The sequence below is a fragment of the Sinomonas notoginsengisoli genome (genome assembly GCF_021554725.1).
Taxonomy (GTDB): domain Bacteria; phylum Actinomycetota; class Actinomycetes; order Actinomycetales; family Micrococcaceae; genus Sinomonas; species Sinomonas notoginsengisoli.
In genome coordinates, this window is record NZ_JAIZDP010000001.1 from 749,325 (window position 1) to 774,636 (window position 25,312).

Annotated in this window: 31 protein-coding genes; 13 read left to right on the plus strand and 18 right to left on the minus strand. The window is 69.4% G+C overall.

Translation table 11 applies throughout. The annotated features are described in order from the left end of the window. Positions 1-10 precede the first annotated feature (10 nt). The 14 genes from LF262_RS03420 to LF262_RS03485 form a co-directional block, all read right to left on the minus strand. A complete protein-coding gene (locus LF262_RS03420; RefSeq protein WP_235778842.1) occupies positions 11-883 on the minus strand; it encodes a branched-chain amino acid ABC transporter permease in 873 nt (290 codons plus the stop codon). Next, the gene (locus LF262_RS03425) at positions 880-1,698 is read right to left on the minus strand and encodes an ABC transporter ATP-binding protein (protein WP_235778843.1); all 819 of its coding nucleotides are present in this window, start codon (positions 1,696-1,698) and stop codon (positions 880-882) included. The genes LF262_RS03420 and LF262_RS03425 overlap by 4 nt, the downstream gene beginning before the upstream one ends. Next, positions 1,695-2,462 (minus strand): ABC transporter ATP-binding protein, encoded by a 768-nt coding sequence (locus LF262_RS03430; protein WP_235778844.1) that lies wholly within the window; start codon positions 2,460-2,462, stop codon positions 1,695-1,697. The genes LF262_RS03425 and LF262_RS03430 overlap by 4 nt, the downstream gene beginning before the upstream one ends. Positions 2,463-2,466: 4 nt before the next feature. Then, positions 2,467-3,669 (minus strand): substrate-binding domain-containing protein, encoded by a 1,203-nt coding sequence (locus LF262_RS03435; protein WP_235778845.1) that lies wholly within the window; start codon positions 3,667-3,669, stop codon positions 2,467-2,469. 182 nt (positions 3,670-3,851) lie between these two features. Continuing rightward, positions 3,852-4,970: a peptide chain release factor 2 gene (gene prfB / locus LF262_RS03440; RefSeq protein ID WP_235778846.1), complete on the minus strand. Its 1,119-nt coding sequence runs from the start codon at positions 4,968-4,970 to the stop codon at positions 3,852-3,854. Positions 4,971-5,020: 50 nt separating this feature from the next. Continuing rightward, on the minus strand, positions 5,021-6,511 hold the full coding sequence (locus tag LF262_RS03445) for a D-alanyl-D-alanine carboxypeptidase family protein (protein ID WP_235778847.1): 1,491 nt from the start codon (positions 6,509-6,511) through the stop codon (positions 5,021-5,023). A 361-nt stretch (positions 6,512-6,872) separates the two neighbouring features. Further along, positions 6,873-7,532 (minus strand): hypothetical protein, encoded by a 660-nt coding sequence (locus tag LF262_RS03450; RefSeq protein ID WP_235778848.1) that lies wholly within the window; start codon positions 7,530-7,532, stop codon positions 6,873-6,875. A 332-nt stretch (positions 7,533-7,864) separates the two neighbouring features. After that, positions 7,865-8,515 (minus strand): hypothetical protein, encoded by a 651-nt coding sequence (locus LF262_RS03455; protein WP_235778849.1) that lies wholly within the window; start codon positions 8,513-8,515, stop codon positions 7,865-7,867. Positions 8,516-8,541: 26 nt separating this feature from the next. Further along, entirely contained in the window at positions 8,542-9,201 is a 660-nt protein-coding gene (locus LF262_RS03460) for an exonuclease domain-containing protein (protein WP_235778850.1), read from the minus strand. A gap of 130 nt (positions 9,202-9,331) precedes the next feature. Next, entirely contained in the window at positions 9,332-9,961 is a 630-nt protein-coding gene (locus LF262_RS03465) for a hypothetical protein (protein WP_235778851.1), read from the minus strand. 11 nt (positions 9,962-9,972) lie between these two features. Then, positions 9,973-10,968 carry an endonuclease/exonuclease/phosphatase family protein gene (locus LF262_RS03470; RefSeq protein ID WP_235778852.1) on the minus strand — a complete coding sequence of 332 codons (996 nt, stop codon included), beginning with the start codon at positions 10,966-10,968 and terminating at the stop codon, positions 9,973-9,975. Further along, complete coding sequence (locus LF262_RS03475) at positions 10,965-11,231, minus strand: hypothetical protein (protein WP_235778853.1); 267 nt, start codon at positions 11,229-11,231, stop codon at positions 10,965-10,967. The genes LF262_RS03470 and LF262_RS03475 overlap by 4 nt, the downstream gene beginning before the upstream one ends. Next, positions 11,228-12,382 carry a hypothetical protein gene (locus LF262_RS03480; protein WP_235779325.1) on the minus strand — a complete coding sequence of 385 codons (1,155 nt, stop codon included), beginning with the start codon at positions 12,380-12,382 and terminating at the stop codon, positions 11,228-11,230. The genes LF262_RS03475 and LF262_RS03480 overlap by 4 nt, the downstream gene beginning before the upstream one ends. Positions 12,383-12,397: 15 nt before the next feature. After that, positions 12,398-13,285 carry a hypothetical protein gene (locus tag LF262_RS03485; RefSeq protein WP_235778854.1) on the minus strand — a complete coding sequence of 296 codons (888 nt, stop codon included), beginning with the start codon at positions 13,283-13,285 and terminating at the stop codon, positions 12,398-12,400. Positions 13,286-13,423: 138 nt separating this feature from the next. Between LF262_RS03485 and LF262_RS03490 the strand changes: the two genes are divergently transcribed. Further along, a complete protein-coding gene (locus LF262_RS03490) occupies positions 13,424-13,636 on the plus strand; it encodes a hypothetical protein (protein ID WP_235778855.1) in 213 nt (70 codons plus the stop codon). A 158-nt stretch (positions 13,637-13,794) separates the two neighbouring features. On the opposite strand, the gene LF262_RS03495 is transcribed toward LF262_RS03490, so the two are convergent. Further along, positions 13,795-14,190: a hypothetical protein gene (locus LF262_RS03495; protein ID WP_235778856.1), complete on the minus strand. Its 396-nt coding sequence runs from the start codon at positions 14,188-14,190 to the stop codon at positions 13,795-13,797. Positions 14,191-14,367: 177 nt separating this feature from the next. Here LF262_RS03495 and LF262_RS03500 point away from each other — a divergent pair, with 177 nt between their 5' ends. Beyond that, positions 14,368-15,162 (plus strand): hypothetical protein, encoded by a 795-nt coding sequence (locus tag LF262_RS03500; protein WP_235778857.1) that lies wholly within the window; start codon positions 14,368-14,370, stop codon positions 15,160-15,162. 198 nt (positions 15,163-15,360) lie between these two features. On the opposite strand, the gene LF262_RS03505 is transcribed toward LF262_RS03500, so the two are convergent. Both LF262_RS03505 and LF262_RS03510 read right to left on the minus strand, forming a co-directional pair. Continuing rightward, the gene (locus LF262_RS03505) at positions 15,361-15,627 is read right to left on the minus strand and encodes a hypothetical protein (protein WP_235778858.1); all 267 of its coding nucleotides are present in this window, start codon (positions 15,625-15,627) and stop codon (positions 15,361-15,363) included. Further along, a complete protein-coding gene (locus tag LF262_RS03510; RefSeq protein WP_235778859.1) occupies positions 15,624-16,178 on the minus strand; it encodes a DUF8359 domain-containing protein in 555 nt (184 codons plus the stop codon). Before LF262_RS03510 ends, LF262_RS03505 begins: the two co-directional genes overlap by 4 nt. An 88-nt stretch (positions 16,179-16,266) precedes the next feature. Between LF262_RS03510 and LF262_RS03515 the strand changes: the two genes are divergently transcribed. Together LF262_RS03515 and LF262_RS03520 are read left to right on the plus strand one after the other, a co-directional pair. Continuing rightward, on the plus strand, positions 16,267-16,806 hold the full coding sequence (locus LF262_RS03515) for a DUF805 domain-containing protein (RefSeq protein ID WP_235778860.1): 540 nt from the start codon (positions 16,267-16,269) through the stop codon (positions 16,804-16,806). Between the two features lie 93 nt (positions 16,807-16,899). Further along, a complete protein-coding gene (locus LF262_RS03520; RefSeq protein WP_235778861.1) occupies positions 16,900-17,664 on the plus strand; it encodes a hypothetical protein in 765 nt (254 codons plus the stop codon). 5 nt (positions 17,665-17,669) lie between these two features. Here LF262_RS03520 and LF262_RS03525 read toward each other — a convergent pair whose 3' ends face one another. Beyond that, on the minus strand, positions 17,670-17,936 hold the full coding sequence (locus tag LF262_RS03525) for a hypothetical protein (protein ID WP_235778862.1): 267 nt from the start codon (positions 17,934-17,936) through the stop codon (positions 17,670-17,672). 124 nt (positions 17,937-18,060) lie between these two features. On the opposite strand from LF262_RS03525, the gene LF262_RS16855 reads away from it, so the two are divergent. The 9 genes from LF262_RS16855 (at position 18,061) to LF262_RS03565 (ending at position 25,308) form a co-directional block, all read left to right on the plus strand. Beyond that, positions 18,061-18,195, plus strand: a complete 135-nt coding sequence (locus LF262_RS16855; protein ID WP_268933485.1) for a hypothetical protein — start codon at positions 18,061-18,063, stop codon at positions 18,193-18,195. A 302-nt stretch (positions 18,196-18,497) separates the two neighbouring features. Next, complete coding sequence (locus tag LF262_RS03530) at positions 18,498-18,998, plus strand: hypothetical protein (RefSeq protein ID WP_235778863.1); 501 nt, start codon at positions 18,498-18,500, stop codon at positions 18,996-18,998. Positions 18,999-19,184: 186 nt separating this feature from the next. Beyond that, the gene (locus LF262_RS03535; RefSeq protein WP_235778864.1) at positions 19,185-20,039 is read left to right on the plus strand and encodes a hypothetical protein; all 855 of its coding nucleotides are present in this window, start codon (positions 19,185-19,187) and stop codon (positions 20,037-20,039) included. Further along, complete coding sequence (locus LF262_RS03540) at positions 19,976-20,128, plus strand: DUF4190 domain-containing protein (protein ID WP_235778865.1); 153 nt, start codon at positions 19,976-19,978, stop codon at positions 20,126-20,128. The genes LF262_RS03535 and LF262_RS03540 overlap by 64 nt, the downstream gene beginning before the upstream one ends. Positions 20,129-20,196: 68 nt before the next feature. Next, entirely contained in the window at positions 20,197-20,511 is a 315-nt protein-coding gene (locus LF262_RS03545) for a hypothetical protein (protein ID WP_235778866.1), read from the plus strand. Between the two features lie 196 nt (positions 20,512-20,707). Beyond that, positions 20,708-21,991, plus strand: coding sequence for a DUF4190 domain-containing protein (locus LF262_RS03550; protein ID WP_235778867.1), 1,284 nt, complete (start codon positions 20,708-20,710; stop codon positions 21,989-21,991). A gap of 89 nt (positions 21,992-22,080) precedes the next feature. Beyond that, positions 22,081-22,560, plus strand: coding sequence for a hypothetical protein (locus LF262_RS03555; protein ID WP_235778868.1), 480 nt, complete (start codon positions 22,081-22,083; stop codon positions 22,558-22,560). Beyond that, a complete protein-coding gene (locus tag LF262_RS03560) occupies positions 22,515-24,428 on the plus strand; it encodes an esterase/lipase family protein (protein ID WP_235778869.1) in 1,914 nt (637 codons plus the stop codon). Before LF262_RS03555 ends, LF262_RS03560 begins: the two co-directional genes overlap by 46 nt. A gap of 139 nt (positions 24,429-24,567) precedes the next feature. Beyond that, positions 24,568-25,308, plus strand: coding sequence for a sigma factor-like helix-turn-helix DNA-binding protein (locus tag LF262_RS03565; protein ID WP_235778870.1), 741 nt, complete (start codon positions 24,568-24,570; stop codon positions 25,306-25,308). Positions 25,309-25,312 lie beyond the last annotated feature (4 nt).

Below are 25,312 nucleotides of genomic sequence, written 5' to 3' on the forward strand. Positions count from 1 at the left end.
GTGCGCCGGCTCATGACGCCCCTCCCATCAGGCCGCGGGGCCGCACGAGAAGCACGACGGCGAGCGCGAGGACGACCACGAAATCACCGATCCCGAAGTAGAAGTTGGCGAACTGCTGGAGGACGGCCACGCCGACCGACGCGATCGCGGCGCCGGTGAGGGAGCCGAGGCCGCCGATGACGGTGACGATGAAGGCGAAGATGAGCAGCGACCCACCGAGCTGCGGAGAGACGTATCCGAAGTAGTGGCTCGCGAGCACACCGCCGAGGCCTGCTGCCGCGCCACCGATCGCAAAGACGAGGGTGAACGCGCGCCGGACGTCGATACCGAGGGCCGTGACCATGGCCCGGTTCTCCACGCCCGCGCGGATGATGAGCCCGTAGCGGGTTCGCTTGAGGAACAGCACGAGGCCCGCGAGCACGAGGGCAGCGCACAGGATCGTGATGAAGCGGTCGTTCGGCACCTTGGCGCCCATAATGTCGGTCGTGTCCTTGAACCAGGGTGGACCGCCGATGTAGACGGCGTCCGTGCCCCAGATCCCGTCGAAGAGGGCAACTGTGGCCAAGGCCAGGCCGACTGTGACGAGGACCTGCTCGATGTGCCGGAGGTACAGGGGGCGGATCAGCACGAGCTCGGTCACGGCAGCCACTGCGGCACCCACGGCGGCCCCCACCACCAGGGACAGCGCGAACGTACCCCACGAATCGGCGCCGAGCCGCCGCGCGGCCTCCCAGCCGAGGAACGCGCCGAGGGTGAGGAAGGATCCGTGGGCGAAGTTCAGCACTCCCATGAGCCCGTAGATGAGCGAAAGACCCGAGGCGACCAGGAAGTACAGCGCCCCGAGGCCGAGTCCCGTGACGATCAGAAGGATGACGGTGCTCACCGGGCGGCCTCCTGGTCCGCGGCGGAAGCGGACGACGGCGCGTTGCCGCCTGCGCGGTGTGCGCCGCCGGTGCCCTTGGCACGCGACGGCGCAGGGCCGGCGTCGTGCGCCTCTCCCCCGACGCCGAGGAGGCTGCGCGTGAGGTGGTCATCGTCGAGGAGGGCCCGCGCGCTCTCTGTGCGGTACGAGACGCGGCCACCCGAGAGCACAATGGCCCCCGCGGCGAGGCGGCGCACGACGGTGAGATTCTGCTCGACCAGCAGGATCGGCACGGTCTGCGCGGCGGTCTCGAGAGCGACGCTGACCTCCTGGACGACCTTCGGGGCAAGTCCCTTGGTCGGTTCGTCGACGAGGAGCACTCTGTTCTCGTTCAGGAGGGCACGTGCGAGCGCGACCATCTGCTGCTGGCCGCCCGAGAGGGTCCCTGCGGTTTGCTGCGCGCGCCGCACGAGGTCCGGGAACAGTGACTCGACAAGGTCCCGCCGCTCGCTCGACGGCCTGCCGCGCGACGCGAGCTGAAGGTTCTCCGCCACGGTGAGCTTGGAGAAGACGTCCCGGTCTTCGGGGACGTAGCCGACGCCCCGCTGGACGATCCGATGCGTGGGCTCGCCGTCGATCCTCTCCCCCGCGAGCGTGACGTGCCCCGTGCGGCTGATGAGGCCGAGCACCGCCTTGAGCGTGCTCGTCTTGCCCACGCCATTGCGGCCCAGGAGTGCCGTGACCCCGGTCGCGGGCACGGCAAAGGCGATGTCCTCGACGACCTGCTGGCCGCCGATATGGGCGCGGAGCCCCTCGATCTGCAGGATCTCACTCACACGGGCTCCCCCAGGTAGGCGGCCTGAACCGTCGAATCCGCCATGACCTCGGCCGGCGTGCCGATCGCCAGGAGCCGGCCGTGGTGCATCACGGCCACGCGGTCCACGAGCCCCAGGACCACGTCCATGTGGTGCTCGACCATGAGCACGGTAGTGCCCCGGTCCCGATGCAACCCGCGGATCACGTCGCTGAGGGCACCGACGTCACCTGAGCCGACCCCGGCCATCGGCTCGTCGAGCAGCACAACGCTCGGATCCGTGGCGAGCATCATGGCGATCTCCACCTTCCTTTTGTCTCCGTGGGACAGGTCGCCAGCGCGGTGGCCTTCCTTGCCGGCGAGCCCCACCTCGGCGAGCCTCTCGCGCGCGTGCCGAGTCGCGGCGTCGCGTGCCCGGGGGAACGCAAGGACTGAGAGACTGCCGCCTAGACGGGCCTGGGCTGCCAGCCGAACGTTCTCGAGGACCGTGAGCCCGGCAAACAGGCTTGAGGTCTGGAAGGTGCGGCCGAGTCCCGCACGCGCCCGCCGGTGCACCGCGAGGTGGGTGACGTCCTTCCCGTCCAGAAACACGCGGCCGGCCGTGGGCCGTGCGAGGCCGGAGAGAACGTTGAACAAGGTCGTCTTGCCCGCGCCGTTGGGGCCGATGACGCCGAGCATCTCTCCCCTGGCTACCTCGAAGCCGACCTCGGCGAGGATGCTCGCGCCACCGATCGCGAGCCCGAGGCCCTCGACCGCGAGGGCGGGGAGCCCCGGGCCTGCAGACATCGGTTCAGCTCTTCTTCTCGGCCGGCGCGACCTGGTCCGCCGGGACGGCCTTGACCAGCTCTGGGGCCCACGCACCGTCCTTCTGGACGAGCTTGGCCTGGTACATCGGCTGCAGGAGCACATGGTCGGAGGCGCGGACCGTCTCCTTGCCCTTCGGGCCGTCGAACGAGTAGCCCTCGAGGCCCTTGACCATGTCCTCGACGCTGGTGCCGGACTTGACGGCCTGGACGATCATCTGGCCAGCCACGAAGCCGTCCGGAGTGAAGAGGTCGGGCTTCTTGCCGGCCGCCTGGACGCCCTTGATCATCTCCTGCTCGACGGGGTTATTGCCGCCCGCGCCGGGGAAGTAGTGGCTGAGGAAGCTGATCTTTCCGCTCGCGGCACCGTAGGCCGAGAAGGTCGACGCATCGCCGAGGCCCGTCACCACCGGCGCGGCGTCGAACACCCCCTGCTGCGTGAGCGACTGCCACATCGCGCCGCTCGTCGCGCCAGCCCAGGCCACGAACGTCAGCGCGGGCTTGGCGTCGATGATCTGGCGGGCGAACGGGGTGAACTCCGTGGCGTCCTCAGGGACGAGGACCTGCTCGACCGTGGCGCCCTTGGCCCCGAGGACAGCCTTGACAGCGGCGACGTTGCCCTGCCCGAAGGTATTGTTCTGCGCGAAGACCACGACCTTCTTGCCCTGCAGGCTTTCCACGAACGTGCCCGCCGTCGCGACATCCTGGAGGGACTGGCGGCCCGAGCGGAACGTGTACTTGTTGATGCCCTGGAGGGCGTCAGTCGCGGCGGGACCGGAGATGTACAGCACCTTGTTCTGCGCCGCCTGCTCGGCGACCTTGAGCGCCACCCCCGAGACCACGGTGCCGGCGAGGATCTTGTAGTCCTTGCCGATGAGGTCCTTGGCAATCGAGACAGCCTTGTCGGCGTCGCCGGCATCGTCGTGGTACGTGAGGTTGAGGGTGGCGTTCCCGACCTTGCCCGTGCCGCCCGTCGCGTACTTGATGCCTGCCTGGAGGCCCTCATAGTAGGCCTCGCCGTACGAGGCGAGCGAGCCGGTCTTCGAGTAGACGATGCCAACGTTGACCGTACGCGCGGCTTCCGATGCGCCGGTGCCCCCGCCGGCGCTCGAGGTGCTCGGCGCACAGCCGGTCGCAGCGAGGCCTGTGGCCAGTGCTGCCGTGATGAGGAACTTCGTTGTTGCCTTCACGCGAATGCCTTTCTCGCGGGTTGCGGGAACTTGTGGGGTACAGCCAACATGAAAGGTGATTCAGGTTACAGAGAACCTACGACTGAGAGCGCTCGGCGTCAAGGGTGCCCACCGCCCACCCGCGAACGCACAGAGAAAAGGCCCGGCACCCTGATGGGTGGCCGGGCCTGAGTGGTATACCGCTAGTTCGCCGCTTCCTGGCGCTGAGAGGCGCGCCAGCGGATGCCTGCATCGATGAAGTCGTCGATGTCGCCGTCGAGCACGGCGGAGGTGTTGCCGACCTCGTAATCGGTGCGGAGGTCCTTGACCATCTGGTAGGGGTTCAGGACGTAGGAGCGCATCTGGTCGCCCCAGGAAGCCTTCACGTCTCCAGCGAGGGCCTTCTTCTCCGCGTCCTCCTGCTCCTTCTTGAGCAGGAGGAGACGCGACTGGAGGACACGCATCGCTGCGGCCCGGTTCTGGATCTGGGACTTCTCGTTCTGCATGGACACGACGATGCCCGTGGGCAGGTGGGTGAGGCGGACCGCGGAGTCGGTGGTGTTGACGGACTGGCCTCCCGGTCCCGAAGAGCGGAAGACGTCGACACGAATCTCATTGTCGGGGATGTCGATGTGGTCAGTCTGCTCGATAAGCGGAATGACCTCGACGGCCGCGAAGGACGTCTGGCGGCGGCCCTGATTGTCGAAGGGGCTGATGCGCACTAGGCGGTGGGTTCCCGCCTCCACCGACAGGGTTCCGAACGCATACGGGGCGTTCACCTCGAATGTCGCCGACTTCAGCCCGGCCTCTTCGGCATAGGAGGTGTCCATCACCTTGGTCGGGTAGCCGTGGCGCTCTGCCCAGCGCAGGTACATGCGCATGAGCATCTCGGCAAAGTCGGCCGCATCGACGCCGCCCGCCCCCGAGCGGATCGTCACCACAGCCTCGCGGGAGTCGTATTCGCCGCTCAGCAGCGTGACGACCTCGAGCTCTTCGAGGGCCTTCCGGATCGAGGCGAGTTCCCTGGTCGCCTCGGCGAGGGTGTCGGCGTCGTCCTCGTCCTGGCTCAGCTCGACGAGCACCTCGAGGTCATCGATGCGGGACCGCAGGCTCTCCACCCGCTCAAGCTCCGACTGCCGGTGCGACAGCCTCGAGGTCACCACTTGGGCCTTGGCCGGGTCATCCCACAGGTCGGGGACGCCGGCTGCCTCGCTCAGCTGGGCGATTTCCCCACGCAGCGATTCGACGTCGGTCACCTGCTCGATCGAGGCGTGCGTGGCACGGAGGGCGCGGATCTCTGCGGGAAAATCGATGTCAGCCATAACCATCCAAGGTTACGCCATGGTCGCCGCGCCAGCCGCCTCGGCTGGCGTCAGTAGCCCGGCGCCGCGGCGAGGGTGAAGTACTGCTCCAGGGTGGGCGCGCCCCATGAGCGCATCTGGGCAGCAGCATCCGGCCCGATGTACCTGAGGTGCCAAGGCTCGTACGAGTAGCCCGTGATGTCCTGATACCCGCCCGGGTAGCGGATGATAAACCCGTACCGCCAGGCGTTGGCCGCCGCGTAGCTCCCGGCAGGCGTGCTCTCGAAGCAGGACTGAAGCGCGCACGCGGCGTCAGGATTTCCGATGTCCATGGCCAACCCGCTCTGGTGCTCGCTGTAGCCGGGTCTGGCAGAAACCGTGTCCGCATATGCCTGCCCGTATTGCGCGGCATATGAGCTGTAGAGCGAGACCTGCTCGTCATAGGAACGGTATCCACTCACGAGGGTGATGGAAATTCCTGCGGACGCAGCGTCGTCGATCATGCGCTGGAGCGCGCTGGCGGCGTCCGAGCGCATCTGCTGCGAGCCAATCCCCACGAGGGACGGAGGGACGTACGACTGCGGGCTCAGCGGCAGCCGCTTGCTGACCGCCACAAGTGGGTTCCAGTCCCACAGGGTATAAGACATCGGCGCGCTCGGATCCCAAGTGATCCGGCCTCCCCAGAAGTCCTGCGTGCAAGGCCCCGAGCAGGATTCGCCGGACGTCGGGTATCCGAACGGTCCGTTCTCCCACCCATACCTGGACCAGTAGGAGCCAATGCCGCCCCCGACAGGGTGGGCGCCGGTGGACGGGGACCAGTACAGGGTGCCGCCCGTGAATTCCTGGAGGCATCCTGACCCACGAAGACCGCACCGCTCGTCGGACGTGGGGTAGCCAAGGCTGCCCCATTCCCAGCCGAGCGTTCCCCACCGGCTCAGGAACGCGGCGAAGACCGGGTGTGCCCCGTAGTCCGGCGACCAGTACACCGTCCCATTGCTGAAGTCCTGCACGCACCCGTTGCCGGCACGGGCGCACCGCTCCCCTTCGGTCGGGTAGCCGAGCCGGCCCGTCTCCCAGCCCATGGAACCCCAGGTGGCGCGGATGGCTCCCCACACCGGTACCGCACCGTAGGACGGAGTCCAGTACAGCGATCCGCCCTGGAATTCCTGGACGCATCCGCTACCGGCACGGCCGCACTGCTCTTCCTCGAGCGGGTACCCCAAGCGCCCGTCCTCCCGGCCGAGCCCCGCCCACCTCGTCTCGATGCCGCCCCACGCCGCGTGTGCACCGCTTGCCGAAGACCAGTGGACGCTGCCGCCCTGGTAGTGCCGGACGCACCCGTTGTCCTTGAGCCCACACCACCCAGCGTCCAACGGCTGGCCGAGCCGCCCTGCGCTTCCGCCGAGCCGCTGGTAGGCGGCGTCGATCGCACCGCCGTCATCGAGTGCAGTCGCTGGCGAGGCCACACCAAGGAGGAGGATCATGGTTGCCGCGATGACGATTGTGGCAAGGCGACGCCCAATGGTGCGCATGATGACCCCATCGATCCCGTAGGCGGCCATGTGGCAGCCCCACGGAGCATGCTACGGACCGTGGGCATGACCTCACAAGGGGACGGGCGTCCGGTCGGAGCTGTGAACCGATGGGCCGGCGTTCCGCGCGCCCGCGCCCAGCTCGGCCCTGCGGCGAAATAGGCCACCCACAGGCCGGCCAGGAGGGCAGGCCTCCCCCGATCCGCACAACGAGCATCTGCGCTCTGAGGCCTGCCTGGATTTCACCGCCTTGGTCCAGCATGAGGTATCACCCCGTGCAGACCAGGAAGTCAGCGATCAGGTAGGCGACCCCGAGCCAAGGGTATCCACGCCCTTTTCCCATCCGGAACAGTCCGGCGATGAGGGAAGGCGTCAAGCGACCGTCAGAGCGCTATTGCGTGCTCTGAACGAAGAGCGAGCTGAACGGCTGGGCCGACTCTTCGAACATCCACCCGGCATTCCCCGGGCCGCCCTGCGAGGGCCCGTAGTCAGTGTGGGGCTGCTTCGACCACGGCGAAGACCACCCGGTGCCCAAGTCGGACAGGGGCTCGTGCAGGGTGAGCGTGAGCTTGCTTGGCTGGTTGGTCAGCTTCCCGTCCGGGTTCTTCGGGGTGAGCTGCGCGCTGGGGAGGATTGTCGCGAAGCCGATCCACGACGCCGAATTCGGGCCAGACGACACGGTGCAGGCGATGTTGGCCTTGCCTTGGCCGTACCCGGTGAACAACATGCTCGGGTAGCTGGCGAAGACCGACTCGCTGGCCTGAGCCAAATACTTGCCCAGCGGGAACGGGAACTTGGCGTCCGGCGAAGTCAACTTCAGCTCGAATGCCTGGGCTATACCGCCGGCGGTCTTCACCTTAAGCGAGGAGACCTTTGAGGTGAAGGAATTTGTCGAGTCCTGTGGCACTGAGCCTCCCGGTCCGCCCGGGCAGATGTCCAGCTTGGATGGAGTATCCGCCGCTGTCAGCGCCACCGGCTTGTAGAGGACGACTTCCACATGCGCCGTGTAGCCATCCCGGTCGACGTAGTCGCCGCCGGTGGTCACCTGCACACCGCCGGCGGTCAGGGCCGACGGGAGGGACGGCCCCGTCGGAGAAGGCGTCGTCTTAGGCGACGGCACGGCAGCTGCCGGTGACGCCGGCGCTGGAGCGGGAGGTGCTGGAGAGCTCGGCTGGACGGCGGATGACGCCGGAGCAGCGCAAGAGGCTGCACCCAGAACCGTCAACAAAGAAAAGGCGACTGCGCTGAGAGCGCCGGATCTGCTCATCATTCCCCCACGTCGATGCATATTGGCGTCTGCCGGGGTCAGGATATACGCGGCAGCCGTCGCGGGAAGGCATATTGCGTATTTTGAATCTTCCGGCCTGACCAGCGGACCATAGGTCAGTCTTCGCCGTGCGGGTCGCCGGCGCCGAACCCCGCCTGGCGGAGAGCGTCCAGCGCGGCCCGGACCCCGTCCTGGAAGGTGTCCGCGCGGGGACCGCGGGGCCGGCGCAGGAGTCCTTGGACAGCCTGGACGGCGTCACGGTGGGCGTCCTCGCGGGCGCGTTCAAGGTTCTGTTCGGCGGCCATCCGCAGCTCGTGCGGGGTCTGCTCCGCGGAGCGGCAGAACGTGAGCAGGTACCGGTGCCCGTCCTCTGGGTCCCGCAGGGGCATCTCGAGGTAGTTCTCCGCGTCGGGGAACTCCTCGAAGGCTGCCTTCACGGCGGGGACGAACGCTGCGGCGATCTCCTGCGGCGTGATGACAGTGGCGCCGTCGGGGCCGAGGCCGGTGACCTGCAGGTCGTCCTCGTCCGGGTCCTGCCGGAGCGCGGCGGCGTCCTGGGGCGCCACCTCGGTGCGCCGGGCGGTGTCGATCCGGAAGATCACCTGCTTCTTCCACGGGTCCTCGTTCAGGGCCAGCATGGACTCCGGCCAGGCCGCGTCGATCAGGTTCCCGAGGGTCATGAGGATGCTCTGCGGCAGCGGGGTCTCGACCTTGATGTCGAACATGGTCGAAGGCTGCTCGGGCGAGGGAGCTTCGGTGGCGGTCATAGGCCGCATGTGTGCGGAGCCGGCGCTCACGCTGCCCGCCCCGGAGTCTTGGCCTTGCGGTGGCGCTTGGGCACCTGCTCGGGGACGAAGAGCTCGCGGACATCGGTGATCCCCTTGGCCCGGGCCACATGGAAGGCCAGCTGGGCGGCAGCGGCAGCGTCCGCTCCGGCGTCGTGATGCTGCAGGGGCGGGAGCTTGAAGTGCTCCACGAGCATGTTCAGCCGGTACGACTCCAGGCCCGGGAAGTGGTGCTGGGTGGACCGCTGCGTGCAGTAGTAGGTGAAGTCGGGCAGCTCGGCGCCGATCGTCTCGGTGGTCTGGCGGATCATGGACCGCTCGGCCACGACGTTGTGCGCCACCAGCGGCAGGTCGCCGGTGAACGCCACGAGCCGGGGCAGGATGCTCTCCCACCCGTCGGCGCCGTCGACCATGCGGCGGGTGATGCCGTGGATGGAGATCTGCCGGTCCCCGAAGTTCTGGAAGCCGGCCGGGGGCAGCACGTAGTGGCAGTGGGTGCGGCCCAGGATCCCGTTGCGGACCTTCACGAGCCCGATCTGGCAGATCGAGGAGTGCTTGGCGTTGGCGAGCTCGAAGTCGATCGCGACGAAGTCCAGCCCGGGGATCGGGTCGTCGATCCACTCCTGCAGGTACTCCCCCGGCGCGACGGCGTAGTCGGTCTCGGTCATGGGGAGCCTCTCTGTCGGAAGATTTGGTACGGGCCCCGTGCAGAGGTGGAAGGTGCAGGGGGCCCGTTGGCTCCCATGTGTGCGGCACCCGGCGCGGCCGTCACCGCAGAGCCGGGCGGGAGTCCACCTGTCAGCGGCGCAGCGCGGCGACCAGGGCGTCGAACGCGTCAGCCAGCCCGGAGGCTGGGACGGCGTCCGCGGGCGCCTGCCCTGACGGCAGGATGTCGATGAACCCGGCCTTGGTCTCCACGTCGAACTCCCCGAGGGCCTGGTCGAGGATGAGGAACACCACGGGGACCATGCTGTCCCGGGTAGCGTCGGTCAGCCCGGGGACGTAGGCGGTGATGCCTACCTTGCCGTGGTCTGGGGAGACGGCGAAGCGCAGGGCGTCCGGCTCGATGGCGTGCCCGCCGAAGACGACGGTCATGATGGTCCGGCGGCGCGGCCGGAACTTCAGCACCCGCCACCGGGGCAGGTCGGGGGCGGCGGCGTGCAGGGCCTGGACGGCGGGGAACGCGGAGCGGATGCCGTCGGCGCTGATCACGAAGTCGCGCCGCGGCCCATGCCCGGGAACTTCCTCCACCGGCCCGAACTCGAAGGTGAGCCCTGGGTGGACCTGCCGAAGCGCGGCGCCCAATTGGGCGGACCTGGCCCCCGGGTCGGCCTCGAAGGCGAAGAGATCGTCCTCATTGGAGGCGAACCAGGCCCAGAACTGCTGCTCTGGGCCGGTCGGGGGCGTGGGGGCGGAGGAGGTGCTCACGGGTCCGGACGCTACCAGCCGGCGCCGACGGCCTCCGCCTCGGGAAGGAATGCGGGCTCCTCGAGCCGGGCGAACGCCGGCTGCACGGGAGGGGCCCAGAAGTCCACGGTCAGGCCGTAGTGGTCCGAGGCCGGGAAGTCGTACCGGGTGTCGGCCGTGAAGCTGCGGGACATGGCCGCGGGCGTGCCGGGCTTGCCGTACGTCCACCCGTAGGACCAGACGTAGTCGATCCGCCGGCTCGGCATCAGCTGCGGGTACAGGATCCCGACCGACTTGGCGGTCTGGACGGCCCAGTGGTTGTCGTTCGCGACGGTGGCGGCCTCGTATGGGTCGCCGACGACGTCGAACGAGTCGGTCCAGTACGTGTAGCCACCGTCGGCCCCGGCGGAGCGGCCGGAGAGGAACCGGGCCGTGTCCGCGTCGGGCACCGAGTTGAAGTCGCCGGCGAGCACGGCCATCGGGTGCTCGGCCCCGTAGGACTCCATCAGCTGCTTCACCCTGGCGTCGATCGCGGTCGCCTGGACGAGCCGCTCCCGCTCCTTCTCCCCGCCCCAGTGCAGGTGCGCGGAGACGGCGATGAGGACCCGCCCGGGCCTCGCCTTCAGGACGGCGTAGGCGGCGCTGTGGACAGCGGACCCGGGGACGCCGAGCGGGAGGTGACCGGCCTCGAGGGTCTCGAGCCGGGTCAGGATCGCGTTGCCGCTCAGCGACCCGTCGGCGAGGCGCTTCTGGCCCAAGGCCGCTACCGCCCGCAGTCCGGTGGCGGCGGTGAGGGCCTCCAGCTGCGCGGAGCTGCAGGTGGACTCGAAGCGGACCTCCTGGAGGCAGAACACGTCGGGTGCCAGGACGGCGAGCTCGTCGGCGACCAGCTCTGTGCGCTCGGCGACGGCGCTGTTGGCGTGCAGCGCGTTCAGGGTGGTCACCCGCAGCAGTTCCTCGGCCGGGATGGCGTCGGCGCCGGCGAGGGCGGTGGCCGGCAGGGCGGCACGGGACGGGGCGGCGCTCACTTGGCGTCCTTTCCTGCCCGGTAGGTGTCCTGGGTGTAGGCCCACGGCCTGACCTCATCCTGGGTGATCCACCCCTGGGAGGCCCGGAGCGCCTGCCTCTCCTTGTAGCCGGCACGGTACGGGGCCCCGTCGGCCCACGGGTCGGCGGAGTCCTTGTGGGCGGCGATCCGGTCGACCGGGATCCCGGCGCGGGTCAGCTCCCCCACGCGCTCGGGGGTGACGCCGGCGTCGACGATCCCGGCGAAGATCGGCAGGACCTTCATGTCGCGGCGGGGCGGTGCACGTGGTCGACGAAGCGGGCGTTGAGCTCGTCCGGGCCTTCGATCCCGTGCTTGGCGAGGGTGCCGATCGCCTCGGCGTCAGCGACGGTGAGGCCGGCGCGGATCTTGGGCGCGTACCGGGCCAGCTGCTCGCCGGTGGCGTGCCGGCGGACCTCGGCGAGGGTGTCGGGGCTGGTGGTGCCCATCGCCTTGGAGGCGGCCTTCAGGTCGGCGCCCTTGGTGTACCCGGCCTCGTTCAGGCGCCGGTACGACTCGAGGGAGGTGTGCACGCCGCTGCCCATGAAGGAGCGAAGCACGGCCGGGCGGATACCGGAGGCCTCCAGGTCGGCGGCGTCGAAGCGGTCGCAGGCGTTCACTCCCCAGGACTTCAGGTGCTCGGCGGTGATGCCCCGGTCGGCGTACCCGACGACCGTCATGGCGTTGCGCCTGGACTCGGTGAGCCGTTCCCGGATGCCTGCCAGCACGGGCAGCGGGTGGGCGGTGGATTCGATCAGGCCCTTGTCCCCGATGCCGAGTGCGACGGCCTCCTCGATGCGGGCTGCGCGCTCCGGGTGGCCGAGGGTGACGGTGTCGGTGTAGCGCTCGAGCCGGGTCCGGGACGGGTCGCCGTTGGCGGCGCGCAGCCCGTCCACGGGGGCCCCGAAGTAGGCCTCCTTCTCCCACGCGGACCACTGGTGCTCGTGCGTGGGCAGGGCACCGATGACCTCGAGCCGGTCCGGGCTGATGCGGTTCTCCACGATGGTGTCGACGCCGCGGAGGTTCTTGGTCCTCTCCAGGGCGACCTGGCTGACGTCGGTGTAGCCGAGCTCGGCAAGGGCGTCGCAGTGGCGCGGCTTCACCCCGTAGTAAGTCCGGTCGACCTGGTGTGGGCTGTCGGGGTTGTAGAGCCCGTCGAGGGACTGGACGAGGAGCGCCTCGCCGGCCTCGGTGGAGACCTCCTCGAACTGCTTCTCGAAGCTGGGACGCATCCCCTCCCCGTAGTAGTCGCATGCCTGGTCGATGACCTGCTCGCGCGTGGGAGTCTGGCCGGCCGGGGCTGCGAGGGTGATGCCGGGCTCGGCGTGCGCGGTCGCGGCGAACTGGCCGCCGATCGGAATGCCCTTGGGCTGGCGGGCGATGGTGTCGTTGCTCATGGGGGTCTCCTGTCCCTACTTCGCCGCGGCGCGGGCGGCGGCCTTGGCCTTGCGGTGGGCGGCCTCGCGTTCGCGCCAGGCGCGGCCCCGGTCGTCCTCGATGTCGACGTGGTCGTAGTAGCTGGCGCTGAAGTAGTCCGACTGGCCGTCGATGTTCGTGCGGTTGAACGCTTTGGTGATCGTCTCGACGCGGCGGCGCAGCTCCTTCGCCTCGGGGACCTCGACCGGCCGGCCGAAGTGGTCGACCTCGGCAGGGTCGAGGCGGTCGGCGTCGGTGACGCCCTGGATGCTGACCCGGATGGACTGCCCGCCGGAGTACTTCTCGTTGGTGACCGAGTACTTCAACCCAGCCGGGAGGTAGTTCGCGGCGGTGGCGGCCTTGAGCTCGGCGCGGATGTCCTTGCAGACCTCGGTGGCGTCCCGGTAGCCGGTGTAGCGGGAGCCGGTGGTGAGGGTGCCCTGCCCGTAGCCGCGCTCGCGCTTGACGTCCGGGGGCGTGTAGCCGTCCTTGATCTTCCCGCCCGGGTGCCGGTCGGTGTCGGCCGCCGCGGCCTCCTCGAGGGTGGCCTCCCAATCGCCGCCGTCGGCGTATTCATCGACGGCCTTGGTCCAGTAGCCGCGGGACTCCTCGAAGGGCAGGTTCGGCAGGGCGTCGGAGAAGTTCTCGGCCTGGAGTTCGGCGTAGGAGTCGTCCTCGGCGTACAGCGACAGGCAGCGGTGCAGGGACGGGACGAGGGACGGGTCCTGGAAGTGGGCCATGCGCAGCGACTCGGGCACGTGCCGGTCCGACACTCCGCCGGTGTGGCGTCCAAGGGAGACCTGCGGCTCCGCGTGGCTGGTGGCGGCGAACTGGCCGCCGACGGGGATGCCCTTGGGCTGGCGGGCGGTCTGTGTGAGGCTCATGTCCCCCATGTGTACGGCGGACCCCGGAAGCGACAGTCCTGCACCGCATTGACGAGGGCTCGACGTGTCGGGCACTCCTGGCCACGGTGCCGCACACATCGGGGGCGCACGAGCCGTGACGCGACCAGGAGGTTCACCATGTCAGCAGCGCCCGGGAACGCAGGTCCCCGCACGTACACCGTCAGGCAGGCCGACTACCTGGACGAGGAGGACGGGCTGCTCGTCGGCGCCACCGTCGAGGCGATCGGGAGCGAAATCCCCGGGCAGCTGCGGGTGGTCCGGATCGGGGAGGCCGAGCTGGACGAGCCGATCGCGGTCATGGCCGCCCAGTTGGAGCTCGCAGCAGCCTGACGACCAGCTTTTTAGGCCCGGAGGGGCGTGGAGCCGGGCGGGACGAGAGGCCAATCGCGTCCTGCCCGGCTCCACTGTTGTGTGAACACTGCACTGGGGAACATGCGTAGGCGTCCCCGTGACGGCTCACCAGGCCTCCTGCCGCCTATCCTGCGCTGTCAGAGGGTGGGGGCGACGGCCTTCCGCGGGGCGCCGTGCCGGGTGATGGCGCGGGCCTTCCGCTTGGCCTTCTTCCAGGTGCCGGTGAACCAGTCGTCACCGTCCAGCAGGGACAGGGCCATGCCGACGAAGAACGCCCCGACGGCGGAGATGCCGGCGTCCATGAACTGCCCGGCCCCGGCCTCCACGGACAGGCTGAACAGGTCCGCGATGATCAGGGCTGCACCGAGCCCGCGGGCGATCGTGGTGGCCCCGTACCGGAGCCGGGTCCGGCGCACCGCGCGGCGGGCGGTCACCCAGGAAGCGATCCACGCGACGGCGGCGACCATGCTGACGTTCAGGTAGGCGTCCCAGCCGGGACTGGCGAGCAGGGCGAGGAGCGAGGCGCGGCTCATGGCGGAGTCCTTTCCCGCGGGAAGAGGGTCCCCCCGCGCGCACATGGTAGCCGCCGCACACGACAAACCGGCGGTTGCTGGCCAGCTGCGCAGCAGCAGCCGTGCGGTTCTGGACCGGCCATAGACTGGCTCCCGCCGCCCGGCAGTCGGGCAGCGGGTTTCGAGGATGTGGTTTCCATGGCGTTGGTGATGTGCCCGCTCTGCATGGGGCAGGAAGACGTCCAGTTGCTCGGGGAACTCCCCGACGGGCGGCTGGAGGCCAGATGCCCGGACTGCGACTTCACCTGGGTGCACGGGGAGGCCCGCCCGGCCCCAGCTGCGCGTGCCCCGCTGTGGCCGGTGGGCGGCCTGCCGACGGCGGCCGACGTCGACCCTGACCTCCTCGCCCGCGCGGAGCGGCTCAAGCCCGTGTTCCTGGCCCAGGAGCATGCCGGGCTCGATCCGCACGTGCCGGCCTTCTGGACGAAGTACGGGCGCCTCTTCGGCGAGGAGGGGCTCCCCAGCGCAGCCCCGGCGGACCTGCGGGTGTTCGCGACCGACGGCACCGGCTCCAGCCTCGGCATCCAGAGGACGTTCCTTGATGCCTTCGACGAGAACCCGGAGCATGGCGCAGCCCAGGTCCGCCAGGTGGTGGACTATCTGCTGCGCGGGACCGGGAAGCCGCTGGAGGACCGGCTCACAGGCCTGGTCAGGGGGAGGCTGCCCTTCTCGTTCCCGGGGTTCAAGGAAGTGCTGCTGTCCAAGGTGCTCTCGGTCGTGCACCCGGACCGGTTCCTGACCCTCCTGACCTACGAGCAGAAGTTGATCGCAGCGAAGAAGGTCTACGGCCTCGACCTGCCGCCCTATGAGGAGGCGCGGATCGGGCACCAGATCGTGTGGAGCAACGACCTCCTGTTCGGACTCGCGGGGGACGGGTTCAAGCACGCCCCGCACGCGGGCGAGTTCCTCTGGTGGGCCCAGCACCAGACATAGGGTCCGGCAGCCGGAATCAGAAGAGTACGAGCTACCCCGATCCGTCCGGCGGCACCGGGTTGGTCCACGGGGTGCCGGCGTCGAGCAGGGCGTCCTCGATCGAGGTCTGCCCCTCGAGCTCGATCACCGCGACGTCGTCCACGGGCACGAGGCTAGGCAGTCGACCACCTGCGACGGCTGAGGCGCGCTGTGGCCCGCTCAGAGGCCGATGCGGCGGACGGCGTCCCAGGCAACCTTGGTCGCCTTGTCGAGCGCGTCCATCGCGTCCCACAGCTGCTCCGGCTCCGCTTCGCGCACCTTCGCGGTCGCCTCGGCGATGGCCGCCTTTGCCTCGGCGACGGCCAGGGCCTGGCGCGCGGCGATGCTCTGGAGGGTGAAGACGTCGGGGATGAGGACTTCGATGCGGGAGCAGGTGCGGATCCGGTCGAGTGACTTGTCGTCGCCGCGGTCCGTGGCGACCTTCACGGCTGCCTGGACGGCCTCGTTGTAGTCCAGCGCGGAGACGTACCAGGCCTGGTCCAGGTCATCCCTCCTGTACGGGATGGGGGGGTCACGCTTGTGCCGCCGTGGTTGTGGCTGAGCCCGAAGGTGATGATCCGGTACACCGGCTCGGAGCAGGCGCGCCAGACCTCGCCGTCGATGAGGATCCTGCCTTCGGCGCGCTCCTCGGCCTGTGCCACGGCCACGGACCGGTCGGGAGTCCAGAGCTCCTCGACGGTGATCTGGGCTGGCATCCCGCCGCCGTCCTCGCAGCGGTAGAACGTCCCGTCGACGGTGCGCAGATCGGTGAGGAGGTCTCCGCCGTGGGCGCTGTTCCAGAGGGGGACCCGGGCGGCCACCGGGGCCTCCTCTGCGGTGCACGAGGGCACCTGGAGGGTGACCGTGATGGTCTCCGGGACGGGCCGTGGCTTGCGGCACCGGGGCGGGACGACCATGGGCGCGTACGTGACGGTGGCAGTGACGTCGAAAGTGTCCATGTCCTCCATGTGTGCGGACGGCGAACTGCCTGTCGTCATGTGCGGCACATTTCCGCGAAGCTTGTGTTGCACGTGTCCAACGGACCGTAGGATCTGCCTTGTCACCGCGTCGACACAGAGGGAAACCATGTCCACTCCGCAGTACCCGAACCCGGGCTACCAGGCACCGCAGTACCCGTCCCAGGCGCCGGCCGGATTCCAGGGCGAGCCCCCGCTGTGGGCCCCCTGGTACGGCGCCCCGTTCAAGGCCGCCGTCCGCCGCGTCTTCAAGAAGTACGCCACCTTCACCGGGCGCGCCAGCCGCTCCGAGTACTGGTGGTGGGCGCTCGTCAGCGCCGTCGTCGGCATCGTCCTGAACATCATCACCAGCGTCGGGATGGTGAGCTCCACGAGCTCCTACGGCGGCTACAGCTACTCGACCCCGACCCCGGGGCCGGTCTCGATCCCCGGGTACGTCCTGCTTTTCGTCTGGGGCCTGGCCGTCATCGTGCCGTGCCTCGCGCTGACCGTCCGCCGGCTCCATGACGTGAACATGAGCGGCTTGATGATCCTCCTTGGCCTCATCCCGTTCGTCGGCGGCATCATCGTGCTCGTCTTCACGCTGCTGGGCCCGAAGCCCGAGGGCCAGCGCTCCGACGTCCCGACCGGGCCCGCGTACGGCGCCTGATCCGACAGCCATTCCAGCACGGAGCCCCGGCACGACGCCCTTCCCGGCGGTGCTGGGGCTCTGCCACTGTTCAGCAGAGAGGTGCATGAAGCTATGGGCTTCAAAGACGAGATAGGGCGACTCGACAGCTCGAGGGACGAGGCGCTCAGGCGGGCATCTGATGCCCTGGAGGAGAATCGGCGCCGCAATGCAGAGGCAGTCGTCGCAGAGATCAGACAGTCGCTCTCGGACGCAGTCGACTACCTCAGTGCGGAAATCCCAGACTCTGCGGCGTCCTTGGTCGTCCACTCTGGCCCCGAGACCCCGAGACGGAAGCTCTTCGGCAAGCCTGAGACCCCCAGGCCGTACTCCAACCCGCGCGTGTTGGGCCGCTGCTGGCCGGCGGACAGCGGCTGGGTGATCACCGACTCGGCGCAGCTTCTCCGGACGTCGCTGTCCCATTGGCCCAGTGCCCGCAAATACACGCCCGGTTATCCTCCGGATCAGGCGGCCCTCGCTGCGGGGCTGGCTGATAGCGCTCCGTACGCTCTCGTCGCAGAGGGGAGCGAGCGGCACCTCCTCGATCCGGATGTCCTCATTGTCGTTACTGAAGACGGATGGGGCCACGACGGTCCCCGTGCTGGAGGCTGGTGGACGTCAGTCGACAGGAACCGCTACGCCGCGATCCTCGACGGTCCGTACCGCCGTGGTGCCCATTACGGAATTACCCCTTCTGGCAAAGCCGCTGCGGTCAGCGTGACGGAGGCGGACAACTATGCGGACGGGAACCAGTTCCGCATGACGGCGTACCAGCTTGACACCTGGCTGGCTGCCACGCTTCATCGGCGGGTCAATGAGGCCAGGGCAACTGGCTTGTAGTCCGATCAGCCCCTGGAGAGCCGGTCTGCGAGATAGGAGCCGTACAGCTCGCGGCGGGTGGGCAGCACGATCAGCTGCAGGGCGACCACGACCGCCGTCGCGGTCCAGTACGAGTACGAGGCGTTCTCCTCGAAGCGGCCGATCGCGTCCAGGTTCGGCAGGATCCACGACTGGAGCACCCCGACCAGGAGGAAGTGCACGATCAGCAGCGCCCCCGAAGCCGGGAAGCGCAGCTGGTTGACGAATACCCCGTCGCCGCGGGCCACGCGCACAGGAGCAAGGGTTCCTCCGGGACGGTGGGGCGGTCACCGGGGAACATGCGCAGATCCGGTGCCATCCCTCACCACTCCCCCACCCTCGTTGAGGGGAAACGGTGCCCCCGCACACATGGGTGACATGCAGAGCATTGTCATCCTCATCCTCGCCGTCGCCGTGGCCTCAACGGTCGCTGGCGTGCTCGCAGGGGCCGCGTCCTGCGCCGCACGGGTCCGGTACCGGTCCAGCCTGGACGCGGCAGAGGCCATGTTCTAGGGCCAGCTCGCCGCCGTCTGGCAGGAAGGCTACGAGCAGGGCCTCGAGGACGAGCGCCTGGCCGCCGACTACAACACCGGGGCGCCCTTCGAGCCGATCTCCCCCAGGCGGTCCAACCCGTATGCCGTGAAGCCGGCGACCGCCCGGTGAGCTCTCTGTCCCCCGTTCGGGGGACATCGGTCCGCTGTTCGGAGGACAGGACGCAGGGCTGTGCGCGGATCCTGTTCCCCGCCGGGGCCCGCCGGTGCTGTTCTGGCCTGGCCGGCAGTCGAACCTGCGGGAACCGCACCTAGGGAGCCGAAGTGGACCAAGGACTCGTCATCGCCATCTGCGTCGCGGTCGTCGCCGCTGTGCTCTGCCTCCTCCCGGCCCGCCGTGCGATGGCACGCTTCAGGGGCCCGGCGGAGGCGGAGGAGGAGGGCGCGGGTCCCACGCGGATGCTCTCCGAGACCGTCGAGTACCGCACGTCGGCAAGCACGCACGCTGCCCTGGCCGCGATCGAGGAACGGCTCTCGTCAGCGGGCGCCCCGGGGCTGCTCGACGCGGACGTCCGGCTGACGGAGAGGACGCCTGCCTGCCTGCGCTACGCGGTGGGCAGCAAAACGGCATCGTTCCTCGAGGCCGTCGTGGCCGCGGCGCCGCGGGGCGCCGGCTCGACCGTCACGATCGAAGTCGTCCGCTGGCTGGAGCGCGGCGCCGGGCCGATGGCGGCGGAGAATCTCGGGCGGATGCGCCGGGGCATCGAGGCAGCGCTGAGGTCCGCCGACCCGGGCATCGAAGTGCTCGTCCACGCCGACGACTGAACCGGCGGTCCCACGCGGCGCAGCGCCGGTTCCGGTCCGGCCTCGGCGATGCGAGGCCCGTCCCCTGAATGGCTGACAGCGCAGGGGGGCCGTCCGGATTCGGGCGAGGTGCTAGTCGCCCCGGGACTGCATGCTGGCACGGTATGGCGGCCCCAGGCCGTGGCAGCCCTCGGGGAGGACGACATCATGGCTTTCGAAAGCGCCGGCACGGTCGAACAGACGGCTGGCCAGGCAAAGGCACCGGTGCCCCAGGTTCTGCGCTCCATAGGGGGCGCGGCGGTGCTCCTTGCGGACCTGCTGTTCGTGAACTTCCTCTTCATCCCCCTGATGCAGGCCTTCGGCCACGGCGCAGCCCAGGCGATTGCGATCGTCCTGGCGGTCGCCCGTGTCGCCGTCGCGGCCGGCGCCCTCCTCCTGGCCGCCCGCAGGCCGATCCTTGCGCTGCCTGCCGCAGGCGTCATTGCCGCCGCGGCGGTCCTCGGGTTCTTCATCCAGCCCTTCCTGCTGTACACGCACTTCGGATCCCCGGGCCCGCCCATGCTCTCCTGGATTGGCCCCGCACTCTTCGTGACGGCTTGGCTGGTCGCCCGCGGCCGGCCCGCGCGCAGCTACATCGCAGTGCCCGTGACGGCCGTGGCCATGTACGGTGTGGGGCTGCTGGCCATGTACGTGGCGAACCCGGACCCCTCGCGCTCGTACGCGCCCTATTTCATCTATCTGGAGGTCGCGGTGCTCGTCGGGGCCGCCTGGCTCGGCTACGCACTCGACCCCAGGCGAAGCGCGGGGAACCACGGCGCGCATGCGGTCCCAGCCGGCCCCTCCACATCATTCGCCGCGGATGCCCTCAGCGCCGATAGGCGCGGGGACATGCCCCCGATGCCCGGATACGCCCCGCGGTCCGCCAGCACGAACGGCCTGGCGATCGCCTCGCTGATCGTCGTGTTTTCAGCAGTGTCGCCGGCCTCATCCTGGGCCACGTGGCCCTGTCCCAGATCCGCCGCACCGGCGAGGGCGGCCGGGGGCTCGCGCTGTCGGCCGTGATCGTCGGGTGGGTTTTCACCGGGCTGGCCCTCGTCTTGGCGGTCGTGTACTTCGTGGCGCTCTCCACCGTCCGCTACTCCGGGTTCTGATGGGTCGTCCTGCGGGCCGGCGGTACTGGCGTCCCCCGACGCTGGGCAGCATCGGGGAGGACATCCTCATGGCCAGGCACGGGTCGAGGATCCGCAGTGTCTCCGTGGACCGCGGTGGCGCCACAACGACGGCCGTGCTCGATGACGGCTCCGTCGACGTCGCGCCCAACCACGCAGTGCAGGCCAGGTCCACCCCGCTGGAACGGGCCGTCGTCTTCGTCCAGCGCGCCCTGGCGGCCGCGCGCTCGTTCGACCGGGCGGAGCGCCTGTTCTGGACGTGGACGGTCGCGTCGTTCGCCGCACTGCTGGTCCTGCTGGGAGTCCTCGCCTCCACGGGGCTGCTGTCGGGGCTTGCGGATGCGGGGGCGGTCATCACGACGTAGCCCGACGCCTGCACCCGAGAAGTGCCGCAGCTGTTTCGGAGGAGCCCGCTACCCGCCCCCGCATCCGCACCAGGGGGCCGGGGGCAGGTCCTGTCCTCCGAACGGCCGACCTGCTCCGTGGCGGCGGGCTCCGTCAGTCGCGGTGCCCGCATGGCCGCACTAGTGTGCGGATGGCACAGGCCGGGCGGATTTCGGGATGGACGGGTGGAGCATGGACGACGAGCGATGGAGGACCTACGAGGTCCCGGACGACACCGCACCGATTCCGGCCGCGGTGCCGCCCCGGCCGGACAGGGCGCCCTCAGCCCATGCGCCGGCAGCCCCACAGCCGCAACCGGCTCCGGAACCCGCACCCGAAAGGTATGCGGCAGCACCGACCGCGCGGTACGCGGCACCGGTGCGCACCAATCCGCTCGCGATCGCGTCACTGGTGCTGGCCTTCTTCTTCACGGCCCTGTCGATCGTGTTCGGGCACGTCGCGCTGGGCCAGATCCGGCGGACCGGGGAGAGGGGGCGAGGCCTTGCCCTCGCCGGGCTGTGGATCTCCTACCTCTCGCTCGCGGCAGTCGCAGCCACGATCGCGGTGGTGTGGACCATGGTCGCCACGGCCCAGAACAACGCGACCAGCACGGCGCTCGAGGGCGCGTACGGCCGCGGCGGCGGCTCGGCGTACACGGCCCCGACACCGTACTCGTACGGAGGCAGCAGTCAGCAGCGCTACTCCACGACAGCGCCGACCGGGGGTGAAGGGGTCTATGCCGGTCCCCTCCCCGCGTCGCCGTCCGCCCCCGCCGCGGGGCCGGGCTCGGTTCCGCTGCCGGCGTCGTCCGTCCCCGTGACCCGCGCGGACCGGGCATACTGCCAGAACCGGGGAGTCCTGCTGTGGCTCGCGCAGTCTGCCACCTACCGCGGAGCCCTGTGCTACATCGACGGGTCGCCGACGATGATCAGCATGTCCAGCGACGTAGGCGGCAACGTCAGCCTGCCGGCCCAGCGCACCCTGACGTCGTTCAGCGCCACGGCCAAGGACGGCACCGTGTACACCTACAGCAGCAGCACGGTCAGCATCGTGACACCGGCCAAGGCGTTCAGCGAGCCGACAACCGTGTGGCAGCCGGGCACATCCTCGCAATTGGCCGCCCCAGGAGACCTGGGCCTGGCCACACCGATCAGCTACCCGGCCTGCGACGGCTCGGCAATCGTCGTCTACGGCACCGCCTGGCACGACGCCACCAACGCCACGGAGGTGCAGAAGCTGCTCGATGCGCACCCCGGGTCCTCGTACCTGCGCACCGACCTCACCTGCCGGGACTTCCGCGGCCCCTCGACGGATAACAGCGGCGGCGCCTACGTGTACGCCGTGTACTCCACTGCCCCGACCCCGGACTCCGCATGCCGGCAGGTTGCAGGGACCGGGCTCTACGGCCGCCTCCTCAGCAACACCCGGGAGCCGGGCGACAATGTCCTCGCCTGCGGATGAGCGCGGCCCCGCCCGCGTCGAGCCCATGGGGGAAGCAGGAGAGGCGGACGCGGGCCGTCCGCACTCTTCCCGCCCCGTGAGAGACAGCGATGAAGAATGCGGCCGCCCCGACGAGGCACCTACGGATCTGGACCCTGGCTGTGATCGCTGCTGTCGTCCAGGCGACTGTCGCCGCGGTGATCTTCGCGGTGATTGTACCTGCTGTCCAAAATGGTCAGCAGCACCTGCCATCGGGACCGGACAACACCGCCAGCCCGCCCAGCCACGCAGCCGATGCTGCCGTGCAGGTTGCGGCCGCGCTTGAAGGCTTCCCCTCCGACCCGATCGGAGGGGCCGCGGAATCAATGAAGGAGGTCGCCCGCGCCCAGACGGCGCAGGTGGCGCCTCCCGGCACCCGCATTGAAGCCGTCCCCGCGACCTGGGAGGAGACGGGCCCCGCCGACGGGACCATGGCGATTAGGGTCACATACCCGGGTTCGGCGCCGAAGGCCTACCTGGCCTTCGTGACCCTCGAGGAGGCGAAATGGAAGCTCGTCTACACGCTGGAGGCGGACTCCTCGGCAGGCTGACTGCGGTGCTCGTCTCCGCTGTGCTCGGTGCCGTAAGCGTCACGACCGCCGCCCTCGCCCCGGCTGCCGCTGCGGACGGCCCGGCATGGGCGACGAAGTGCACCACCTCCCAGCTGACCCTCGCGCCGTTCCTCTCCCGGGACAAGGCCAACGACGGCTCGCCGCTTTCCTACAGGCCTCTGGCGGGAGGTTCGTTCGTCCCGGTGGTCATGGTCCATGGGTGGACGGGCAGCTCAGTGCACGACACCTCGATGACCGGGAACTTCTCGCACACGATGGACCTGGTGACCTCGCGCGCCGGAACCCAGACCTCGCTGCGGACGCTCATCGGCAACATCCAGGAGATCCCCGGGACTGCGGTCTTCACCTTCGACTACCACAACTGGTCTGGACTGTGGGTGACCGACAGCCATATCGGCCAGCCGCTTGCAAACGCACTCGAGTGCCTCCGGGAGCAGTCCGGACAGAAGCCGATTGTGGTCACCCATTCCATGGGCGGGCTCGCCACGCGTGAAGCACTGCAGCTGGATCCCCTGCTCGCACAGTCGATCAGCCAAGTGATCGACTTCGGCACCCCGAACACCGGTTCGGACATCGCTGCGTACGTGAAGAGCGCAGACCACCGGGTCGTTGCCAGACGCGACCCGCTCCAGTCGATAGTCCTGGCCTACATCAACAGAATCTCCGCCGCCTGCCGGGACGCATCGAAGTCGATGGACTCAGCTACCTGCTCGGGGATACACGACGCCTTGCGCGCCTTCGGGGGGCCTGGTGCGGCCGGGCTCGCAACAGGGTCGGAGGCGCTGGGCAAACTGAACCCCTGGCCGGCCGGGCTGGCCGTCCATGCACTGGCAGGCAACACCTCGATGACAGCCCGCCACGGAACCTTCCTCGGATTCCGCCTCAGCGACATCCCGTCCAGCGCCGGCGACCTCATCGTCCCTCTCGGATCCGCCACGTCCCAGGCCACGACGATCGATACCGCCGACTGCAAAGTCACTGTCAACGTGGCAGACGACGCGGCGGAGGGACTGCTCGCCCACCTCAGCTTCATTGCGAAGGACGAATGGGGCCATAGCCTCCTTGAAGGCACAGGTCTCCAGTGCTTCCACGGGAACCTCATGCGCATCCAGGGCCTGGCGGCGGCCATGACCGGATACATCGCGGATGACGTCGGGTCGCGCGCCCCGAAGACACGGTTCGTCACGCTCGACCCGTGGCGCGACGGCTCGCTGTCGGCGGTATCCAACACCTTCGACGCCGGGCAGAGCGGGAATGGCGCGAGCGGGTCGTGCAACGGCTCGGAGATCGCAGTGCGCAGCGATGGCTACCGCTGCTACTGGCCGGGGATCTACGATCCGTGCTTCCAGTCCCCGACGGCCCCCGGCGACTTCCTGTGCGTCACGATGGACGTCAAGGGCCAGACCGGCAAGAAGGTTGTCACCCGCCTCGCGAACATGGCGATCGGTGACCCCATCATCGGTGCCCGGCCGAACAAGGGGGCCCCCGACCAAGCCCCACCGGTTCGGATCGAGCTCTCAGACGGGACGGCCTGCGCCAGATCGACGGGCGCCGGTCCGGAGGGCGCCCCCGGGTATCCGACATGGGTAGGTCGGACAGTGCGTCGGGCCGAGCGCCGGGGTGTGGAGGGCCGATGGCACCGGACGGTGGGACAACGGCATGGCCCACTTCGCCCTGTTCCCCTCCGGGCAGCCCGGAGTCTGGCAGGCGGCAGTCTCCGTGGGAACGGCGACCTCCGCCCCCCGGCTGATAGACGTCAGGACCGTGTACCGCTGAGGGTGGGCGACGCCGACCCTCAGCATCCGGCCGCTGGGCGCGGTCCGCGCGGCCTATGGAACTGCAAGTGACCACTCGATTCCGCCAGCAGATTTGACGTGTAAAATCGACCGAATTGTCATTGAAATATCCCGGCAATCGGCGCGATGGCGGGTGCCCAGTTTCGTAGAGTGCGGGCAGATCCCCGGCACGCCCGGCCGGGGCACGACTATGGGGGGCATCACGGCGATCCAGCACGCCGAGGCAACATATCTGGGCCGCCGCGTGGGGGTTCCCGCGCCCGCCGGCCCCATCCGTCTGGGCGTTGTGGACGATCACGAGGCGATCCGGCTCGGGGTCGTGGGCGCGGCCGTCCTCGATGCCCGCACGGCCGACGTCCCGATCCGGGTCACGAAGGACACCGCCACCGTGGACGGGCTCATCGGCGCAGGCGAGGGCGTGTGCCAGGTCGTCGCCCTCGACCTGGCGCTCGGGGACGGCTCAAGCCCGGGGATGAACGTGCACCGGCTGCTGGGGCACGGATGCAAGGTGATCGTCTTCTCCTTGGCGGACGACCCGGAGGCCCTCCGCGATGCGCTCTCCGCCGGGGCGGCCGGCTATGTCCGCAAGTCGGAGCCGACCTCCCGGCTGCTCGAGATGGTCCGCGAGGTCCATGCGGGCCGGCAGGTCGTCTGCCGCGAGTTCGCGGCGATGCTCGACGACGACCAGGCCTTCTCCCGCAGCGCGCTCACCGAGAAGGAGCGCGAGGCGGTGGGGCTGTACGCCTCGGGCCTGAGCATCGACGCCACGGCGGCGCGGATGGGGTGCACCCCCGCAACGGCCAAGACCTATGTGGACCGCGCAAAGGCCAAGTACCAGGCGCAGGACCGGCCCGCGACCCAGAAGGTGCAGCTGTTCATCAACGCCATCAAGGACGGCATTTTGCCGCCGGTCATCCCCGGATCCCGCTGATGGA

Bases quoted from the DNA above. Each gene is read 5' to 3' on its own strand.
- LF262_RS03545 (WP_235778866.1), top strand. From the start codon at position 20,197: ATGGCCAGGCACGGGTCGAGGATCCGCAGTGTCTCCGTGGACCGCGGT.
- LF262_RS03485 (WP_235778854.1), bottom strand. From the start codon at position 13,285: ATGAGCCTCACACAGACCGCCCGCCAGCCCAAGGGCATCCCCGTCGGC.
- LF262_RS03445 (WP_235778847.1), bottom strand. From the start codon at position 6,511: ATGGCCGCCTACGGGATCGATGGGGTCATCATGCGCACCATTGGGCGT.
- LF262_RS03495 (WP_235778856.1), bottom strand. From the start codon at position 14,190: ATGAGCCGCGCCTCGCTCCTCGCCCTGCTCGCCAGTCCCGGCTGGGAC.
- LF262_RS03460 (WP_235778850.1), bottom strand. From the start codon at position 9,201: ATGACCGAGACCGACTACGCCGTCGCGCCGGGGGAGTACCTGCAGGAG.
- LF262_RS03520 (WP_235778861.1), top strand. From the start codon at position 16,900: ATGGGCTTCAAAGACGAGATAGGGCGACTCGACAGCTCGAGGGACGAG.
- LF262_RS03475 (WP_235778853.1), bottom strand. From the start codon at position 11,231: ATGAAGGTCCTGCCGATCTTCGCCGGGATCGTCGACGCCGGCGTCACC.
- LF262_RS03550 (WP_235778867.1), top strand. From the start codon at position 20,708: ATGGACGGGTGGAGCATGGACGACGAGCGATGGAGGACCTACGAGGTC.
- LF262_RS16855 (WP_268933485.1), top strand. From the start codon at position 18,061: ATGCAGAGCATTGTCATCCTCATCCTCGCCGTCGCCGTGGCCTCAACG.
- LF262_RS03555 (WP_235778868.1), top strand. From the start codon at position 22,081: ATGAAGAATGCGGCCGCCCCGACGAGGCACCTACGGATCTGGACCCTG.
- LF262_RS03490 (WP_235778855.1), top strand. From the start codon at position 13,424: ATGTCAGCAGCGCCCGGGAACGCAGGTCCCCGCACGTACACCGTCAGG.
- LF262_RS03565 (WP_235778870.1), top strand. From the start codon at position 24,568: ATGGGGGGCATCACGGCGATCCAGCACGCCGAGGCAACATATCTGGGC.
- LF262_RS03430 (WP_235778844.1), bottom strand. From the start codon at position 2,462: ATGTCTGCAGGCCCGGGGCTCCCCGCCCTCGCGGTCGAGGGCCTCGGG.
- LF262_RS03455 (WP_235778849.1), bottom strand. From the start codon at position 8,515: ATGACCGCCACCGAAGCTCCCTCGCCCGAGCAGCCTTCGACCATGTTC.
- LF262_RS03480 (WP_235779325.1), bottom strand. From the start codon at position 12,382: ATGAGCAACGACACCATCGCCCGCCAGCCCAAGGGCATTCCGATCGGC.
- LF262_RS03535 (WP_235778864.1), top strand. From the start codon at position 19,185: ATGGCTTTCGAAAGCGCCGGCACGGTCGAACAGACGGCTGGCCAGGCA.
- LF262_RS03515 (WP_235778860.1), top strand. From the start codon at position 16,267: ATGTCCACTCCGCAGTACCCGAACCCGGGCTACCAGGCACCGCAGTAC.
- LF262_RS03560 (WP_235778869.1), top strand. From the start codon at position 22,515: ATGGAAGCTCGTCTACACGCTGGAGGCGGACTCCTCGGCAGGCTGACT.
- LF262_RS03500 (WP_235778857.1), top strand. From the start codon at position 14,368: ATGGCGTTGGTGATGTGCCCGCTCTGCATGGGGCAGGAAGACGTCCAG.
- LF262_RS03510 (WP_235778859.1), bottom strand. From the start codon at position 16,178: ATGACGACAGGCAGTTCGCCGTCCGCACACATGGAGGACATGGACACT.
- prfB (WP_235778846.1), bottom strand. From the start codon at position 4,970: ATGGCTGACATCGATTTTCCCGCAGAGATCCGCGCCCTCCGTGCCACG.